The sequence below is a fragment of the Natrialbaceae archaeon AArc-T1-2 genome (assembly GCF_030273315.1).
In the GTDB taxonomy this organism is placed as follows: domain Archaea; phylum Halobacteriota; class Halobacteria; order Halobacteriales; family Natrialbaceae; genus Tc-Br11-E2g1.
The window spans coordinates 349,959-368,213 of sequence record NZ_CP127174.1 but is presented as its reverse complement, the minus strand read 5'-3'; the positions used below and the strand labels follow the sequence as shown (position 1 = coordinate 368,213).

Here is an 18,255-nt window from a genome sequence, read left to right as displayed (position 1 = left end):
TCGACCGGCAACAAGACCGGTGCATGGAGACGCGAAAGGTCCAGGTCACCGGTGGGTCGACCTACACCGTCTCACTGCCCAAGTCCTGGGCGACCGAGAACGACGTCAGCGCCGGCACGACAGTCGAGTTCTATCCCGAAGACGATGCCTTGCTGTTGACGCCGACGAGTGACACCGAACGCCAGCGAGGAACCCTGGACGTCTCCGACCTCGAGGGCGAACGGCTCACCCGGGCGGTGATGACGATGTACGTAAGCGGGTTCGACGTCATCGCCCTCGAGGCCGGCCGGATCACGACCGACCAGCGAAGCGCGATCCGCGACGCCACCCAGGGGCTCGTCGGGGTCGAAGTACTCGAGGAGACGACAGACAGCGTCGTCATCCAGGACTTGCTCGACTCCTCAGAGCTGTCGATCGTCAACGCCGTCTCCCGGATGCGTCTCATCGCGAACTCGATGCTCGCGGACGCCCTCCGGGCGCTGATCGAAAACGACGACGACATCGCCCGCGACGTGATCGACCGTGACGACGACGTCGATCGCCTCTGGCTGGTCGTCTCACGGATCTTTCGGGCGACGCTGCGCTCGCCGCGGGCGGCCGAAGAACTCGGCGTCTCCCGGGAGGACTGTTTCGACTACCACTCGAGCGCCCGTCAGCTCGAACGCGTCGCCGACCACGCCGCCAAGATCGCCACGCTCGCACGCAAACTCGAGGAGATACCCGGCGACGTCGCCGACGCCCTCCAGGCGCTGCACGACGACGCTGCGGACGTCTTAGAGAAGTCGATGGACGCGTTGTTTGCCGACGACGGTGCCGAGGCGAACCGGCTGGGCCACGAAGCCCTCGAGTCCGTCCTCGAGATCGACCAGCACACCCGCACGATCGACGACATGCTTCGTGACCTCGAGCCCGTCCAGGCCCAGTCGCTCGGGCTCATCGTCGACTCGCTCTCGAGAAGCGCCGACTACGGCGGCAACATCGCGGAGACGGCACTCCAGAAGGCAGCGCCACGGCCCTGATCGCGGGGACTCGAGCAGCCTATTCGTGTGCCGAGCGTGTCGCCTCGGCGACCTTCTCTGCCGACAGCGACGCCAGTGGTATCGTCCGGCCGTCCGTCTCGGCCTCGAGGACGCCGATCAGTCCCGTCCGGTCGTCGGCCTCGCTCGCGTCGACGAGAACGACCTCGGCGTTGGTCCGCGCCAGCCGCCCGGCCGCCTCGCGCGTGGCCGCCGTCGGGCTTCCCTCGGCGACGTTCGCCCGGCCGTCGGTGACGACGACGACCAGGCTCGCGTCCGCCTCCGACCGTGTGACCAGCCGGGTCGCCTCCTCGAGGCCGGACGGAAGCGGCGTCCGGTCGCCGGTCGGGAGCTCCTTGAGGTGACGGGCCGCGAGCGTGACGCTGTCGGTGGGTGGCAGGAGGACCTCGCTTTCCTCGCCGGCGACGGCCACGAACGCGACCTCGTCGCGGCGTTCGTAGGCGTCCTGTAACAGCGACATGACCGTTCCCTTGGCGACCGACATCGCGGGCCCCATCGAGGCGCTGGCGTCGACGACGAAGACCACGAGCGTCCCGGCCGTCGCGGTCCGGACCGACGTCCGGAGGTCCTCGCTCTCGAGGTCGGTTCGACCCTCGCCCGCGGCCGCCCGGATCGAGGCGGCGGCGTCGACCGTGTCGTCGCGTCCGGCACGTTCGGTCCGGACCCGCGACCCCCGACCCTGCCTCGAGGCGTCGACCCGTGCCCGGGAGCCGTCACCCGGGGAGCCGCCGGCGTCTACCTCCTCGACCGGCGGCGTCTCGGCGTCGCCGATGTCGGCCCGCTGCTGGCCGGGGACGAGCGGCGTCGCCTCGTCTTCCTCTTCGCCCTCGTCTGGCCCATCACTGTCGTCGTCGCCATCGCCATCGTCGTCAGCCGGCGATTCGCCTGACGGCTGGCTCGAGCCGCCGCCGGAGCCGTCCCCGTCGTGGCCGTCCCGTCGGTCGTCGCCCCCGGCGTCGTCGGACCCGGATCCCCTCTCGTCGTCGCCTTCTTCCCCCGCCTCCGTATCGCTGGCGTCCGTCTCCTCGTCCTCGCGATCGCTCTCGTCGTCGAACTGGTCCTCGAGTACGTCCTCGAGGTCGGGCTCGTCCTCGAACGGGCGACTCTGCAGCCGGTGTGGGAGCGCGAGCCGGGCGGCCTCCTCGACGTCCGGCTCGATGACCTTCTCCCGGCCGTCGAGTGCCGCAAGCGTCCGTGCCGTGTGGGCGATGGCGATGTCGCCCCGGTGGCCGTCGACGCCAGCCTCGAGACAGAGTTCGGCGGCGTCGCGTCTGAACGCCGCCGGGAGTTCGACGTCGGGCAGGCGCGTGCGGGCCTCGAGCAGTCGGTCACGCAACGCGGCCGTCTCCTCGGCGTACGCCGCGCGCCGGTCCGGATCGGTGCCCGCTGCGAGCGCGCGGTCGATGATCTCGACGCGATCCTCGATCTCGCGACAGCCGACGACCGTCGCCTGCAGCGCGAAGCGGTCCCGCAGCTGTGGCCGAAGCTCGCCTTCCTCCGGGTTCATCGTTCCGATGAGCGTGAAGTCGGCCGGGTGTTCGACACTCACGCCGTCGCGTTCGACGCGGTTGACCCCGCTCGCGGCCGCGTCGAGGATGACGTCAACGAGGTGGTCCTCGAGCAGGTTCACCTCGTCGACGTAGAGGATGCCCCGGTTCGCCCGCGCGAGCAGGCCGGGGTCGAACTCGGCCTCCCCCTCGAGGGCGTCAGCGACGGAGAGCGTGCCGACGACGCGCTCGCGGGTCGCCCCGAGCGGGAGCGTCACCAGCGGGACGGGGCGGCTCTCGACCGGGAGGTCCTCGCGGTCGCGCTCCCGACACTCCGCACACTGGCCGGCCGGATCGTCGGGCGGACAGCCGTAGGGGCAGTCGGCGACGACGCGCTGGTCGGGCAACAGGTCCACGAGCCCGCGGACGGCCGTCGACTTGGCGGTCCCTTTCTCTCCCTGGACGAGCAGCCCGTCGAGCGCGTCGTTGGCCGCGACGGCCAACAGCGCCCGCTTCAGTTCCTCCTGTCCGACGATCGCCGGGAACGGCGTGCGGTGGCGCTCCATGTCGATGTGAAATCTTATTTGTAGTACCGAAATAATGCTTTACTATCGATGCCGACGATCGGGCTATACACCGCGACTGAAAACGAGTTGGGCGCGCTGCAGGAAGCCGCGAGCCGACTCGAGGGAATCGACCTGGTGGTTCGCTCCGAGAGCGACCTCGAGGACGAAACCGAGATCGAAGCGTTCGTCGAGACGCTCGAATCCGCCGACGCGGCGGTCTTCTGGCTGCACGGGGCCGAAGACAGCATGCCGGGCTACGATCTGGCGACCGACCGCCTCGCCGAGGCGGGCGTCCCGCTGGTCGTAAAATCGACGGGCGACGCCTACGCGCTCGAGGACACGACGGTCGCCGACGACGACCGCGAGCAGGTCTACGACTACCTCGAACGGGGCGGGATCGTCAACCTCGAGCACTGCTGTCGCTACCTCGCCGGCGAGTACGGCGAGTACGACGGCGAGGTCGACGACCCCGTTTCCCTGCCGACGGAGGGCGTCTACCACCCAGACTATCCCGCCGTCGAGTACGAGGAACTGCTGGAGACCCACGACGACGGGAAGCCGACGGTGGGCGTCTGGTTCTACGAATCTCACTGGACCCACGCCAACACCCGCTACGTCGACGCACTCGTCCGGGCGCTCGAGGCAGAGGGTGTGAACGTTCTCCCCGCCTTCTGTAACCCCGCGACCGACGAGGAAGGACAGGAGAACGCCGAGTGGGTCGCCAAGAACTGGTTCAGCGACGACGAGGGACCGATCGTCGACGCCGTCGTCAGCTCTTTCATGTTCTCGCTGGGGATGAGCGAGCGCGGCCGGTCGGCGAGTGACGAAGGGGGGACGGAGGAGATCTTCCTCGAGGAACTGGGCGTGCCGGTCCTCCAGGCGATCACGACGATGCGTTCGCGGTCGCGTTACGAGGCGAGTGACACGGGCGTGATGGGCTTCGAACTCGCTCTCTCGGTGGCACTGCCGGAGTTCGACGGCAACGTCGTCACCCACCCCATCAGTGGCAAGGAGCGCATGGACGACGAGGCCGGGCTCGGCAGCGCGCCGAAACAGCACTTCCCGATCGAGGATCGCGTCGAGCACGTCGCGAGTCTCGCGGTCAACTGGGCCGAGCTTCGGTACACCCCGAACGAGGAGAAAAACGTCGCCGTCGTCCTCCACAACTACCCGCCGAGCGACGACGGCATCGGGACCGCCTTCGGGCTCGACAGCCCCGAGAGCACGATCAACCTGCTGGAAGAACTCGAGGCCCGGGGCTACGACCTCGAGGACCGCCCCGAGGACGGCCAGGCGCTGATCGAGGAGCTGACCGCCCAGCTCACCCTCGAGGACCGCTGGGTCGCCCCCGAGGACGTCCGCGAGTTAAGCGTCGACACCGTCTCGCCCGACCAGTACGCCGAGTGGTTCGCCGACGCCGACGAGCGCTTCCAGGAACACATCGTCGAGGAGTGGGGCGAACCGCCCGAGCGACCGTTCGCCATCCCCGGCATGGAGTGTGGCAACGTGCTCGTCACCGTCCAGCCCCCGCGTGGCTTCGGGATGGATCCCTCGAAGGTCTACCACGACTCCGACCTGCAGCCCCCACACGACTACTACGCCTTCTACGCCTGGCTGCGCGAGGCCTACGAGGCCGACGCGGTCGTCCACCTGGGCACCCACGGCAGCCTCGAGTGGCTCCCCGGGAAAACGGTCGGACTCAACGGCGAGAGCGCCCCCGACGCGCTCGTCTCCGACCTGCCGAACGTCTACCCCTACATCGTCAACAACCCCGGCGAGGGAACCCAGGCCAAACGGCGCTCCTACGCCGCCATCGTCGACTACCTCACGCCCGTGATGCGGGCGGCGGGAACCTACGACGACCTCTCCGAACTCGAGGAGCTGGCGAGTGAGTACCGCCAGGCCGGGATGGAAGACGCCCGAAGCGACGATGGCGAACAGCTCGAGGCCCTGCTGCGGGAGAAGGTCGAAGAGTTGGACCTGGCCGTCGAGCTCGGCGTTGCGGGCACGATCGACGAGAAGGCGGACGTCCGCGGCCCCGACGAAGCCGGCTCGAGCCTGGCGGAGGGCGACGTCGAGGGCGACGAGGTGGATATCGACGAACTCGTCGAGCGGATCCACGAGTACCTCACCGACGTCAAGACCACCCAGATCCGGATGGGGCTGCACACGATGGGCGAACCCCCGGCGGGCGAGCGGCTCGTCGAGTACCTGGTCGCGCTGACCAGGTTGGAAAACCCCGGCGCGCCGAGCCTCCGCGAGAGCGTCGCGGGCGCACTCGGCGTCGACTACGAGACGATGCTCTCCTCGCCTGGAACCTACGACGGGGATCTGGGCATGACCTACGCCGAGGCTGCCGACGTCGTCCACGAACAAAGCGTCGAGCTGATCGAGACGCTCGCCGAGCACGAGTTCGACGTCCCCGTCTCCGAACTCGAGGGCGGTCCCGACGACGAGGTGAACATCAACCTGCTGATCGTCGACCTCGAGACGATCGGCGACGCGCGCGCGAAACCGGGCGCACACGACGACCTGCGGGAAGCCCTGGCGTTCATCTGTGAGGAAGCCGCCCCGCGCGTCCACGGCGCGGAAGACGAGATTCCGCGCACTGCAGACGCCCTCGAGGGCGAGTACGTCCCACCAGGCGGGTCGGGCGCGCCGACCCGCGGCGGCGTCGACCTGCTGCCGACTGCACGGAACTTCTACACGCTCGACCCCCGCAAGGTGCCGGCGAAAGCCGCCTGGCAGGTCGGTCGGGAGGTTGCTGAGGGCGTCCTCGAGCGCCACTACGCAGAGAACGACGACTATCCGGAAGAGATCGGCGTCGTCGCCTGGGGAACCCCCACGATCCGCACCCGCGGGGAGACCATCGCCCAGGTGCTCGCGATGATGGGCGTCGAGCCGGTCTGGACCGACGCGGGCCGGATCGACGACGTCGAGCCGATCCCCCTCGAGGAACTCGACCGGCCGCGGATCGACGTCACGACCCGGGTTTCGGGACTCTTCCGCGACGCCTTCCCCGCCGCGGCGGGCGTCATCCACGACGCCGTCGATGCGGTGGTCGATCTCGACGAGCCCCACGAGATGAACTACGTGAAAAAGCACGTCGAGGAAGAAGCGGAGACACTCGAGGACGAAGAGGGACTCGAGGCCGACGAGGCTCGCGACGCCGTCATGGATCGCGTGTTCACCACCAAACCCGGCGGCTACGGAGCCGGCACGAACAAGGCCGTCGACGAGGGCAACTGGGACGATCGATCCGACCTCGCCGACGTCTACGTCCAGTGGGGCGGCTACGCGATGGGCTCGCGCGGACGCGTCTCCGATGCCCACGACTCCTTCGAGCGGCGGCTCTCGAACGTCGACGCCACCGTCAAGATCGAGGACACGATGGAACAGGACGAGTTCGACTCCTCGGACTGGTACGCCTTCCACGGGGGCTTCATCTCCGCTGTCTCGGAGGTCTCCGGCGAGGAGCCAGCTTCGTACGTCGGCGATTCGTCGGACCCGGACAACGTCTCAGTCTACACCAACGAGGAGAAAGTGCGCAAGGCGATGCGCGCCCGCGTACTCAACCCCGACTGGCTCGACTCCATGGAGGAACACGGCTACAAGGGCGCGGGCGACCTCTCGACGACGGTCGACGTCACGCTCGGCTGGGACGCCACGACGGGCGTCATCAGCGACCGGCTCTGGGAGGACGTCGCCGAAGCCTACGCCTTCGACGAGGATCGCCAGGAGTGGATGAAAGACGTCAATCCGTGGGCACTCGAGTCCATCACGGCGACGTTGCTCGAGGCCATCGACCGGGATCTCTGGGACGCGAGCGAAGAGATAGAGGACAGACTCCGGGACATCACCCTCTCCGTGGAGGGTGACCTGGAAGCGCGAACCACGAACGAGATGGCGGAGGTGACCACCGATGACTGACACCGACGGCGAATACGAGAAAGAGTACGCCGATTTAGGGGCAACGACCCAGGAGGCGATGGACATCGCCGAGACGAGCATGGACATCGTCCGGCAGTTCGTCCCCGACGAGACCCTGGCCGACAGGATGCGGCAGAAGTCGGTCCACTCGATGGGTGACATCGAGTTCCAGCACCTGATCCGCTTTACGGGCGGAGACGAGCTGGACGACGACGAGGACGCCCCCGTCCGGGCGGGCGCGAGGGCCGTGCTCGAGGAAGCGAACATCGTCACAGACATCACCATGCCCCAGGCCGGCATCACCGGTCGGGGCCACGACTGTGCAAAACACAAGGCGATCGGCCACGGGGCCGAACTGGCGAAGGAGACGGGCATGACCCGGACCGCCTCGGGGGTGCTCGAGCTCGACAAGCAGGGCATCTACGAGGATTCGATCGCGACGGTTGGCAACGCGCCGACGGCTGCCTTCGCACTGGCCGACTGCATCGAGAACGGCACCCGACCCGCGGTCGTCGTCGCGACCCCCGTCGGCTTCGTCAAGGCAGAGGAGAGCCGCCAGCGGATCCGTGAGGTCAGCGAGGAGTACGGCGTGCCCGCGATCACCAACGTCGGCCGTCGCGGCGGAAGCGGCCTCGCAGCCGCGCTGACGAACGAACTGATTCACGTCGCCAAGGACGTCCGGACGGACGAGCTCGAGCTCGAGCGTGTGGCCGACGACCGAAGAGCGGACGAGGGTGAGAAATGAGCGGCGAGTACGACCTCGAGGCCGGCCCCGATCCGGCGACGTTCGCTGCTGCGGCGGCAGAGTCCGACATAGATGAAGCGACGGACGACCCCGTCTACGCCGTCGGCGTCGGGCCGGGCAACCTCGAGTATCTGACCCCGCGTGGCGAACGCGCCATCCGCGAGGCGGACGTCGTCGTCGGCTTCACCACTGTCGTCGAGTTCGTCGCGGAGTGTACCGACGCGGACCTGCTGACCTGTGGGTACAAAGACGAGGCCGAGGCGCTCGAGGAGTTCGGCAGACGCGTCGCAAACGGCGAGTCGGGAACGGCCGTCGCGATGGGCGATCCCAACCACTCGGGCTACCAGTTCGTCGGGAAGGTCCAGGACGCTGTCGAGCGCGAAGACCCCGACGTTCCGGTGCGGGTGATCCCCGGCATCTCCTCGATTCAGGTGGCTGCGAGCCGAGCTCGGACGCCCAAGGAAGATTCGACGTTCGTCACCCTCCACAAGAGCGGCGACGTCTCTGCGGACGTGGATCGCCTCGCTTCGGTCGTCGGCGACCGTCACCTGCTCGTGCTCCCACGGCCCTACGACATCATGCCCGGGGATATCGCCGAGTTTCTGCTCGAAAACGGTGCGGACCCGGACCTCGAGGCGCTGGTACTCGAGAAACTGACCCACGAGGACGAACAGATCCACCGGTTCACGCTCGGGGAGCTCGCGGAACACGCTGGCGGCGACGGGAAGGGGGACACGCCGTTTTCTGATCTGGTCGTGCTCGCGGTTCGCCGGGAGGTAGCGATCGAATGACCGGGACGTGTGGCCCGCCGGGGTTCGTCCTCGGCGGCGTCAGCTCCGGCGTCGGCAAGACCGTCGCGACGCTGGCGATCATACAGGCGCTCGAGGACGCCGGGTACGCGGTCCAGCCCGCCAAGGCCGGGCCGGACTTCATCGATCCGAGCCACCACGAGGCGGTCGCCGGCCGCCCCTCCCGTACCCTCGACCTGTGGCTCTGCGGTGAGGAGGGCGTCCGGCGCAACTACGCCCGCGGCGAGGGCGGCATCGACGGCTCACACCCGTCTTCCCGGGGGACGTCGTCCCCCGCTATCTGTGTCGTCGAGGGCGTGATGGGACTGTACGACGGCGACGGCTCGAGCACGGCGATGGTCGCCGAAGCGCTTTCCCTGCCGGTCGTCCTCGTCGTCGACGCGAAAGCCGGCATGGAGAGCGTGGGCGCGACCGCGCTCGGCTTTCGCGAGTACGCCGCCGAGATCGGCCGCGAGATCGAGGTCGCGGGGATCATCGCCCAGCGCGCCCACGGCGGCCGCCACGAACAGGGGATTCGTGACGCCCTGCCCGACGACCTCGCGTACTTCGGCCGGATTCCCCCGAACCCGGACCTCGAGATTCCCGACCGCCACCTCGGGCTACACATGGGCGAGGAGGCTGCCCTGCCCGAGGCGGCGCTTTCGGAGGCGGCCGAGACGCTCGAGGCCGACCGGCTTGCCGACGTAGCACGTGAACCTCCGGAACCAGCCTCGAGCCCCGAACCCGGCCCGACAGTCGACGCTCGCGTCGCCGTCGCCGACGACGCCGCGTTCTGTTTCCGGTATCCGGCCACCCTCGAGCGATTCCGCGAGCGAGCCGACCTGGTCACGTTCTCGCCGCTCGCGGGCGACCCCGTCCCCGACTGTGACGGCGTCTACCTGCCGGGCGGCTATCCCGAACTCCACGCCGGCGAACTCGAGTCTGCGGGCACACTGTCCGAACTCGGCCGGCTGGCGAGCGAGGGCCTGCCGGTCCTCGGGGAGTGTGGCGGCCTGATGGCGATGTCCCAGACGCTGACGACGGCCGAGGGGAACACCCACGAGATGGCCGGGATCGTGCCGGCCGACGTGACCATGCACGACCGCTACCAGGCGCTCGATCACGTCGAACTCGAGGCCGTGGACGGAACGCTGACGGCCGAGGCGGGCGAGCGACTCCGCGGTCACGAGTTTCACTACTCGAGCGCCGACGTCGACGGCGACGCCCGCTTTGCCTTCGAGACCGTCCGCGGCGACGGCATCGACGGCGATCACGACGGCCTGACCGAGTACGACGCGCTCGGCACGTACGTCCACGTCCACGCTGACAGTGGGGCGTTCGATACGTTCCTCGAGCGGCTGTGAAACCGATGCGACGAAGGGCTCCGGCCGAGACACCACAACCATGACAGACGACACCGATACCGACACCGATCCGATCGCACGCACGCCAGGCAAGGGCCGTACGCCAGACGCCCGCGAAATCGAGCCACGCGCTCCCGAGGAGTTCGGGCTGACACAGGTCTGGTGGGGAAACGGCAAGGGCAAGACCACGGCCGCACTCGGGATGGCCTTTCGGGCGGCCGGCCACGGCTACCGCGTCCACCTGCTGCAGTTCATGAAAGGCGGAGCCGACAGCGTCGAGGACGTCCGCGGCGAGTACAACGCCATCGCCGAGATCCCGGGACTGAGCTACGAGAACACCGGCAGCTACGGCTGGCACGGCTTTCTCGACGGCTCCGAGGACGACGAACACGAGGCGAAGGCGAAAGGGGCTCTCGAGCGTGCCCGCGAGCTCGTCGACGCCGCCGGCGAGGCCGACCTGGCCGAGCCACTGGCGCTCGAGGCAGGCCCCGAAGCGGGCGTCCACATGCTCGTCGTAGACGAGATCATCTACGCGGCCAACCGCGAGCTGATCGCCCCCGAGGACGTCCTCGACCTCCTCGAGCGAAAACCCGACGGCCTCGAGCTCGTGCTCACCGGCGGCCACGAGCGCCCCGACTATCTGCTCGAGGAAGCCGACCTCGTGACGAACGTCCGCAAGGAGAAACACCCGATCGACGCCGGCCAGCGGGCACGGAAAGGCACCGAGTACTAACGACGAGCTCGTCGGCCGCTGTCGACGGACGGATCGGCGCGGCCGAGACGACGCCCAACTGAACGGTTTTTTACCCCTCCGCCTCCGAGACGACGGCAATGGCCGACTACGACTACGACGACCTCGGACTCGTCGCCGGGCTGGAGATCCACCAGCAACTCGAGACGGCGACGAAGCTGTTCTGTAACTGTCCGACCGAACTGCGCGACCCCGAGGCGGCGACGCGGGAGTTCGCCCGGTATCTCCACCCGACGCGAAGCGAACTGGGCGAGATCGACGAGGCCGCCTTAGAAGAGAGCAAGGTCGAACGAGAGTTCACGTACCTCGCGTACGACTCGACCTGTCTCGTCGAGGAAGACGACGAGCCGCCGACGGAACTCGACGAGGAAGCCCTCGAGACGGTCCTCGAGATCGCCCAGCTGCTGGAGATGGAGCCGGTCGACCAGGCCCACGTCATGCGAAAGATCGTCGTCGACGGCTCGAACACGACGGGCTTTCAGCGCTCGTCGCTGATCGCCACGGACGGGGAAATCGAGACGAGCGACGGCGGGGTCGGGATCGAAGACCTCATGCTCGAGGAAGAAAGCGCCCAGCGCGTCGAAGAGACCGACGACGGCGTCGTCTACAGCCTCGACCGCCTGGGTATCCCGCTCGTCGAGATCGGGACGAAACCGGACATCCGAACGCCGGCACAGGCCCGCGAGGCAGCCGAGCGGATCGGCATGTTGCTTCGCTCGACGGGGAAGGTAAAGCGCGGGCTGGGAACCATCCGCCAGGACGTCAACGTCTCGATCGAAGACGGTGCCCGGGTCGAGATTAAAGGCGTCCAGAGCCTCGACGACATCGACGACATCGTCCGCACCGAGGTCGCCCGGCAGGTCGCACTCGTCGAGCTCGCCGCGGAGCTCGCCGAACGCGACGCGTCGGTCGGCGAGACGACGGACGTGACCGACGTCTTCGAGGACACCGACAGCGGCGTCATCCGTGGCGCACTCGAGGCAGGCGGCGCGGTGACGGCAGTGCCGCTGTATGGCTTCGACGGACTCGTCGGCCGCGAGATCGCTCCCGACCGACGACTCGGAACCGAGTTCTCCGACCACGCCAAGCGCCACGGCGCGGGCGGCATCTTCCACACCGACGAGCTCCCGGCCTATGGCGTCACCGAGGGCGACGTCATGGACCTGAAAGAAGCGGTCGGTGCCGGCGAGGACGACGCCGTCGCCATCGTCGCCGCGGCCGACGACGTCGCGACACAGGCGATCGAGGCCGTCGCCGAGCGTGCCGAGACGGCCCTCGAGGGCGTCCCCGAGGAGACCCGCGGGGCAAACGACGACGGCACCACGCGGTACCTCCGGCCGCTGCCCGGCGCAGCCCGGATGTACCCCGAGACCGACGTCCCGCCGGTCGAGCCGGATCCGAGCGACGTGCCCGAACCCGAGCTGCTCACCGAGAAGGTCGACCGCTACCAGGACGAGTACGACCTCGACGCCGGCCTCGCCGAGCAGGTCGCCTACGGCCAGTACATGCCGCTGTTCGAGGACGTCGTCGCCGACGGCGTTGACCCGACGCTCGCTGCGACCACGCTCGAGTCGACCGTCACCGAGCTACGACGCGACGACGTCCCCGTCGAGAACCTGACCGACCGGCACTTCCGGGAGGTGCTCGCGATGGTCGAGGACGGTGACCTGCCCAACGAGGGCGTCCCGGACCTGCTCGCAGCGCTCGCAGACGACCCCGACCGCTCGGCCGAAGACGCCGCCGAGGAGGCGGGCTTAGGCGGCGTCGGCGAGGACGAGGTCCGCGAGGCGGTCCGCGAGGTCGTCGAACGAAACGAAACGCAGGTCGAAGAAGAGGGGATGCAGGCGTTCTCCGGACTCATGGGAGAGTGTATGGGCGCACTTCGCGGAAAGGCCGACGGCGACCTCGTGAGTCAGGTGCTCCGCGAGGAGATCCAGAAACGGGCCTAACGCGCTAGCCGTACTGCATGCTGTTGAGTTCGTAGCGGTCCGTCGTGTGATCTCTGGACGCGATCAGAGCGTATCCCGTATTCTGCGGTTCGATCTCTGCCACGAAGTTCTCTGGGTTACCGGGGTTGATCGAGGAGGCACCGTTCGCGACCGTAAACGCGAGCCGTCCGGTCTCGCCGCGGACCCGGTCCGTCTTTCGCGCCTCCGCGGCGATGAGTTCGCCGTTTCGTTTGATTTCGATGGTCCCGGTGAGTTCCCACGCATCGTCTCTGTACTGGAGCGTTTCTCCCTCGAGTTCCGGCTTGTGCGTTTCGACCATCGTGGCTCGTATGCACCGGCATCTCGATTAATCGTTTGGGTTCGTACCTCGAGGTGTAGTGGTGAAAGTAACCCAGGGTTCATGACCGGTCGTCTCGGTCGGGGCGCTCTCTCGTCCGGCGTAACAGTCCGAGCAGCGTGTTCACCTCCCGTTCGGTCGGGTCCGCGCGGCCGTAGATCCGACGGATCATCCGCATCGTCTTCTCGCGTTTCTCCTCGGGATGGTTGATCGTCTCGAGCAACGCCTCCCAGTCGTCGTAGAGTCGCTCGAGCAGGGGTTCTGGGGCACGGACGCGCTGGACGTCTGGCAGCTGGGTTTCCTCGAGTGCGAGGCCGCGGAGTTCATAGAGGGTGATCGTCGCGGCCTGGCCCAGGTTGAGGACGGGGTAGTCGGCGTTTGCCGGGATCGAACAGATCTCGTCGATCCGGGCGAGTTCCTCGTTGGTGAGTCCGACGCGTTCGCGACCGAAGACGAGTGCAGTGGGTGCGTCGACGGTCGGCAGTCGCATCGCGAGGTCGGCGGGCGTCGAGTAGGGAAAGCGAACGTGACTGCGGTCGTCCTCGTTGGTGACGGCGGTACAGCCGATCGTGTGGTAGTTCGTGACGAGCTGATCGAATGTGAGCTCCTCGGCGTTCGGGAGGATGTCCTCGCGTGCCTGGCCCGCGAAGCCGTAGGCCTCGCCGTCGGGATCGAGTTCGGGCGGGTCGACGAGCAAAAGTTCCGAAAAGCCGAAGTTCTTCATCGCCCGCGCGATGGTACCGACGTTGCCGGGCGAGCTGGCGTCGACGACAGCGACGGCTGGAGGGCATCGCTGTCGATCTGGTTCGGGATGTTTGTCGTCGGTCATGGTGTCGTCCGGGACGGGACGATCCCGCTTCGGCCGCTCGAGCGTCTGCGTGTCTCGGATCCGTCGAACCGCACGTGGGGAGTCTACCGACCGCGAAACTAAAAGTGACGCGTTATCGATGGAACCCTCGGCTCTCGTCACCCGAGCGCGCGGCTGCGTCAGCGAGAGTCCGTCCCGAAGACGGTTCCGTGCACACCAGTTCCACTTCCGGGCCGGTAGCGCACCCCTTTTAATCCCGCCCCCAGTATGGGAGGACGATGACGTCGTTCCAGTCGACGCTCGGCGAGGAGCCGGGGATCGCCGAGGAGCTGGCCGAGAGCCAGCGTGCGATCTCGATCGCCGAGTTCTTCGAGAAGAACAAACACATGCTCGGCTTCGACAGTGGAGCCCGGGGGCTCGTCACGGCCGTCAAAGAGGCCGTCGACAACTCCCTGGACGCCACGGAAGAGGCCGGCATTCTCCCCGATATCTACGTCGAGATTCAGGAAGAGGGTGACTACTACAAACTGATCGTCGAGGACAACGGTCCCGGACTGACCAAAGCGTCGTTGCCGAAAGTCTTCGGAAAACTGCTGTACGGCTCGCGGTTTCACGCCCGCGAGCAGGCACGTGGCCAGCAGGGGATCGGTATCTCGGCTGCCGTGCTCTACTCACAGCTGACGAGTGGCAAACCCGCGAAGATCACCAGCCGCACCCAGGGCTCGAGTGAGGCCCAGTACTTCGAACTCATCGTCGACACCGACGAGAACGAACCGGAGATCAGCGTCGAGGAGACGACCAGTTGGGACCGCCCCCACGGCACCCGCATCGAACTCGAGATGGAGGCAAACATGCGCGCTCGCTCCCAGCTTCACGATTACATCAAGCACACGGCGGTCGTCAACCCCCACGCCCGCCTCGAGCTTCGCGAACCCCAGGCCCACTTCAAGTTCGAGCGCGCGACTGATCAGCTTCCCGAGGAGACCGAAGAGATCCGTCCCCACCCCCACGGAGTCGAGCTCGGGACGGTGATGAAGATGCTCGCCGCGACGGACTCACACACCGTCTCCGGCTTCGTACAAGAGGAGTTCACCCGGGTCGGGAAGAAGACCGCGGACTCGATCGTCGACGCCTTCCGGGACCGCCACGACGGCCGTGAGATGACCTGGACGACGCCACAGACGACGAGCGATCTCGAGGACGCCGTCTCGCGGGCGACCGCGAACAAGGGTCCCGACGCGACGGCGGCGTTCGCCGCATCCGTCGCCGACGCGGTCGTCGATCGGGAGCGGATCGCCCACCACGTACTGTGCGAACTCGTCGAACGCGCGGCCGAGTCGGTCGCCGACGAGTACGACACGACGTTCGGCGACACCGTCCAGGAACACGCAGTCGAAGCCGTCTGGCACGAAGTCGCAGCCGTCGGCGGCGAAGACGAGGACACCGACGGCGAACGCGAGGAATCACGCACCGTTTCCGACCTCTACGCTCTCGCCGACGAGGCCACGAGCACGCGAAAGGACGACGAAACGATCCACGCGTTCGCGAGCCGGCTCGTGGGTAGATTCACAGACGAGGACGACGTCCGACATCGGCTCACCCGGGGTCGGCTCCGCGAGCACGTCGACCGGGCCGCCGACCTCACCGAGGAGTACGACGGTGCGACGTTCGGCGACACCGCCCGCGAGAACGTCACGGAGGTGATCTGGACGGTCATGGCGACCGTCCCCGACGACCCGCCGCTCGTTCGCGAACTCGTCGACGACAGAGACGCCTCGAGCGACCTCGTCGACGCGATGCGGGAAACGGACATCATGGCACCGCCGACGCGATGTCTCTCGCCGATCTCTGCAGACCTCATCGAGACGGGGCTGCGAAAGGAGTTCGACGCCGACTTCTACGCTGCGGCGAGTCGCAACGCCGAAGTACACGGCGGCGATCCGTTCGTCGTCGAGGCCGGCATCGCCTACGGCGGCGAGGTAGAGGCAGAGGGAGGCGTCGACGTGCTTCGCTTTGCCAATCGCGTCCCGCTGGTCTACCAGCGTGGTGCGTGTGCGACGACCGACGTCGTGAAGTCCATCGGCTGGCGCAACTACGGGCTCGACCAGCCCGGCGGCTCCGGGCTCCCGAACGGGCCGGCGGTGATCATGGTCCACGTCGCCTCGACGAACGTGCCCTTCACCAGCGAGTCGAAAGACGCGGTCGCGAACGTTCCCGAGATCGAAGACGAGATCGAACTCGCCATCCGGGAGGCCGCCCGCGACCTCAAGAGTTATCTCAACAAACGGCGCTCGATGGAAAAACGCCGGAAGAAACAGAACGTCCTCGGCAAGATCCTCCCAGAGATGGCACGGAAAGTCGCCGAGGTCACCGACCGGCCCGACCCCGACATCGACGACGCCGTCGCCCGCATCATGAACAACGTCCTCGTCGAGCGCCGCCTCGGGGAAAACGGCGATGCAACGAGCGTCGAACTCGTCGTCGAGAACAACTCGAGTACGAACGAGTCGCTCGAGGTCACCGACATCGTCACGGCCGAGCCCTCGAACCTCCCCGAGGATGCGAGCGTCGTCGAGATGGACGGCGAGTGGTTCGTCAGCTGGGAGCCCGAAGTCAAAAGCGGCGAGGAGGCCGTCCTCGAGTACGAACTGGGGGGAGACGCGTCGTTCGACCTCGACGTGAAAGGTGTCGAAGCGGAGAAGCTTACGGTGTCATCATGAGCACGCGAATGATTGCTCGTGATGAGCGAAGCGAAATCACGGTGTCATCATGAGCACGCGAATGATTGCTCGTGATGAGCGAAGCGAAATCACGGTGTCAGCATGAGCACGGACACGAACGAGCAGGCCAGAGCGCAGTTGATCGACCTCGCGGCACAGTTTTACGACCAGTTCGAACTGGGCGAGATTCCCGAGATGTCGGTGCCGACGCGGACGAAAAGCAACATCGAGTACGATGAGGACGCCGGCGTCTGGGTCTACGGCGACCGGACCTCGACTCGGTCTGCAAACTCCGTCCGGGGCGCGCGGAAACTGCTGAAAGCCGTCTACACGATCGAGTTTCTCGCAGACCAACTCGAGCAAGATCGTTCCTCGACGCTGCGTGAACTGTACTACCTCTCTGAGTCCTGGGACAACGAACACGCCCAGTTCTCGAGCCAGGACGAGTCGAACGGACTGGTCGAGGACCTGGAGATCGTCACGGGCGTCACCCGCGAGGACTTTCACATGCGCCCCGAGGAGTCGGGCGCGACGATCATGGGACCGTTGTACCTCCGCGAACAGACCCGCCGTGGAGAACGTGAGATCCACTGTCAGAAAGACGTCGGCGAGGGGGGCTACCAGATCCCCAACAACCCGGACACGATCGAGTTTCTCGACTGTGACGCCGAGTTCGTCCTCGCCGTCGAAACCGGCGGCATGCGCGACCGGCTCGTCGAGAACGGCTTCGACGAGGCCTACGACGCGCTCATCGTCCATCTGAAGGGCCAGCCAGCGAGAGCGACCCGGCGGATCACCAAACGCCTCCGCGACGAACTCGAGCTCCCGGTGACCGTCTTTACCGACGGCGATCCGTGGTCGTACCGCATCTACGGCTCGGTCGCCTACGGCTCGATCAAATCGGCCCACCTCTCCGAGTATCTCGCGACGCCCGAAGCGCAGTTCGTCGGCATCCAGCCCGAGGACATCGTCGAGTACGACCTGCCGACCGATCCGCTTAGCGACTCCGACGAGAACGCCTTAGAGAGCGAACTCGAGGATCCGCGATTCCAGACGGAGTACTGGGAAGAACAGATCGAGTTACAGCTCGAGATCGGGAAGAAATCGGAACAGCAGTCGCTCGCCTCCTACGGGCTCGATTTCGTCACCGAGACCTACCTTCCCGAGCGACTCGAGGAGATGGACGTCGTTTAGTCCGTCTCTACGCTCCCTGCAGGGAGACACCGACGTATCGGATCCCTTTTTGTGACCGTTCTCGTTGGTCCATCCATGAGCGAGATCTTGCGAGGACTGCGAGCGGCACTCACCGGGTTTCTCGCCGTGATTTTCGTCGCGATACTCGCGTTTATGCTCGTGGCGATCGGCTTGCTCGCGTTTGGGACGCTCGTCGCGACCGCCGCCGGGGTCGGCGGTCCGTTACCGGCATCGGTGGCGGCTCTCATTCTGGTGCTTTTCGCCATCGTCGTCGCGGCATTCCTCGGTCGGGGCTACCGTCGGTCGCTGCCGGCCGGCGCGCCGTCGGTGACGTTCGATCTGGACGCGACCGACGGCGAGGCGACGATCGTTCACGACGGCGGCGACGAAATCGACGCCGAGACGTTGGTCGTGGCCGTCGACGGGACCTCGCGCGGATCGTGGGCGAGCCACAGCGACGTCGACCGGGTGACAGACGGCGATGCGATCTCAATCGTCGACGTCGACCGCGGCGACGAGGTGACGGTTCGCTGGACCGACGGCGACAGCTCAGCTGCGCTCTTTTCTGAAACCGCGTGA

13 protein-coding genes are annotated in these 18,255 nt (G+C 67.0%); 10 read left to right on the top strand and 3 right to left on the bottom strand.

The genetic code is table 11. The features are described from left to right. The first annotated feature begins 23 nt into the window (after positions 1-23). Complete coding sequence (locus QQ977_RS01770; RefSeq protein ID WP_285927190.1) at positions 24-1,019, top strand: phosphate uptake regulator PhoU; 996 nt, start codon at positions 24-26, stop codon at positions 1,017-1,019. A 19-nt stretch (positions 1,020-1,038) separates the two neighbouring features. Here QQ977_RS01770 and QQ977_RS01765 read toward each other — a convergent pair whose 3' ends face one another. Further along, entirely contained in the window at positions 1,039-3,090 is a 2,052-nt protein-coding gene (locus QQ977_RS01765; RefSeq protein WP_285927189.1) for an ATP-binding protein, read from the bottom strand. A gap of 48 nt (positions 3,091-3,138) precedes the next feature. Here QQ977_RS01765 and cobN point away from each other — a divergent pair, with 48 nt between their 5' ends. The 6 genes from cobN (at position 3,139) to gatE (ending at position 12,617) form a co-directional block, all read left to right on the top strand. Then, positions 3,139-7,020, top strand: a complete 3,882-nt coding sequence (gene cobN, locus QQ977_RS01760) for a cobaltochelatase subunit CobN (RefSeq protein ID WP_285927188.1) — start codon at positions 3,139-3,141, stop codon at positions 7,018-7,020. Then, entirely contained in the window at positions 7,013-7,765 is a 753-nt protein-coding gene (locus tag QQ977_RS01755; RefSeq protein ID WP_285927186.1) for a precorrin-8X methylmutase, read from the top strand. Before cobN ends, QQ977_RS01755 begins: the two co-directional genes overlap by 8 nt. Then, positions 7,762-8,556, top strand: a complete 795-nt coding sequence (locus QQ977_RS01750) for a cobalt-precorrin-7 (C(5))-methyltransferase (RefSeq protein ID WP_285927185.1) — start codon at positions 7,762-7,764, stop codon at positions 8,554-8,556. Before QQ977_RS01755 ends, QQ977_RS01750 begins: the two co-directional genes overlap by 4 nt. After that, on the top strand, positions 8,553-9,917 hold the full coding sequence (locus tag QQ977_RS01745) for a cobyrinic acid a,c-diamide synthase (protein ID WP_285927183.1): 1,365 nt from the start codon (positions 8,553-8,555) through the stop codon (positions 9,915-9,917). Before QQ977_RS01750 ends, QQ977_RS01745 begins: the two co-directional genes overlap by 4 nt. A gap of 40 nt (positions 9,918-9,957) precedes the next feature. Continuing rightward, positions 9,958-10,650, top strand: a complete 693-nt coding sequence (locus tag QQ977_RS01740; protein ID WP_285927181.1) for a cob(I)yrinic acid a,c-diamide adenosyltransferase — start codon at positions 9,958-9,960, stop codon at positions 10,648-10,650. Positions 10,651-10,748: 98 nt separating this feature from the next. Then, the gene (gene gatE / locus QQ977_RS01735) at positions 10,749-12,617 is read left to right on the top strand and encodes a Glu-tRNA(Gln) amidotransferase subunit GatE (protein ID WP_285927179.1); all 1,869 of its coding nucleotides are present in this window, start codon (positions 10,749-10,751) and stop codon (positions 12,615-12,617) included. Positions 12,618-12,621: 4 nt separating this feature from the next. Here the strand turns inward: gatE and QQ977_RS01730 are convergent, their stop codons facing one another. Then, the gene (locus tag QQ977_RS01730; RefSeq protein ID WP_285927178.1) at positions 12,622-12,936 is read right to left on the bottom strand and encodes a hypothetical protein; all 315 of its coding nucleotides are present in this window, start codon (positions 12,934-12,936) and stop codon (positions 12,622-12,624) included. 79 nt (positions 12,937-13,015) lie between these two features. Beyond that, a complete protein-coding gene (locus QQ977_RS01725; RefSeq protein WP_285927177.1) occupies positions 13,016-13,783 on the bottom strand; it encodes an RNA methyltransferase in 768 nt (255 codons plus the stop codon). 257 nt (positions 13,784-14,040) lie between these two features. On the opposite strand from QQ977_RS01725, the gene QQ977_RS01720 reads away from it, so the two are divergent. The 3 genes from QQ977_RS01720 to QQ977_RS01710 all read left to right on the top strand — a co-directional run bounded on the left by QQ977_RS01720 (position 14,041) and on the right by QQ977_RS01710 (position 18,255). Further along, entirely contained in the window at positions 14,041-16,482 is a 2,442-nt protein-coding gene (locus QQ977_RS01720; protein ID WP_285927176.1) for a DNA topoisomerase VI subunit B, read from the top strand. Positions 16,483-16,584: 102 nt separating this feature from the next. After that, entirely contained in the window at positions 16,585-17,676 is a 1,092-nt protein-coding gene (locus QQ977_RS01715) for a DNA topoisomerase IV subunit A (RefSeq protein WP_285927175.1), read from the top strand. Between the two features lie 75 nt (positions 17,677-17,751). Beyond that, positions 17,752-18,255, top strand: coding sequence for a hypothetical protein (locus tag QQ977_RS01710; RefSeq protein WP_285927174.1), 504 nt, complete (start codon positions 17,752-17,754; stop codon positions 18,253-18,255).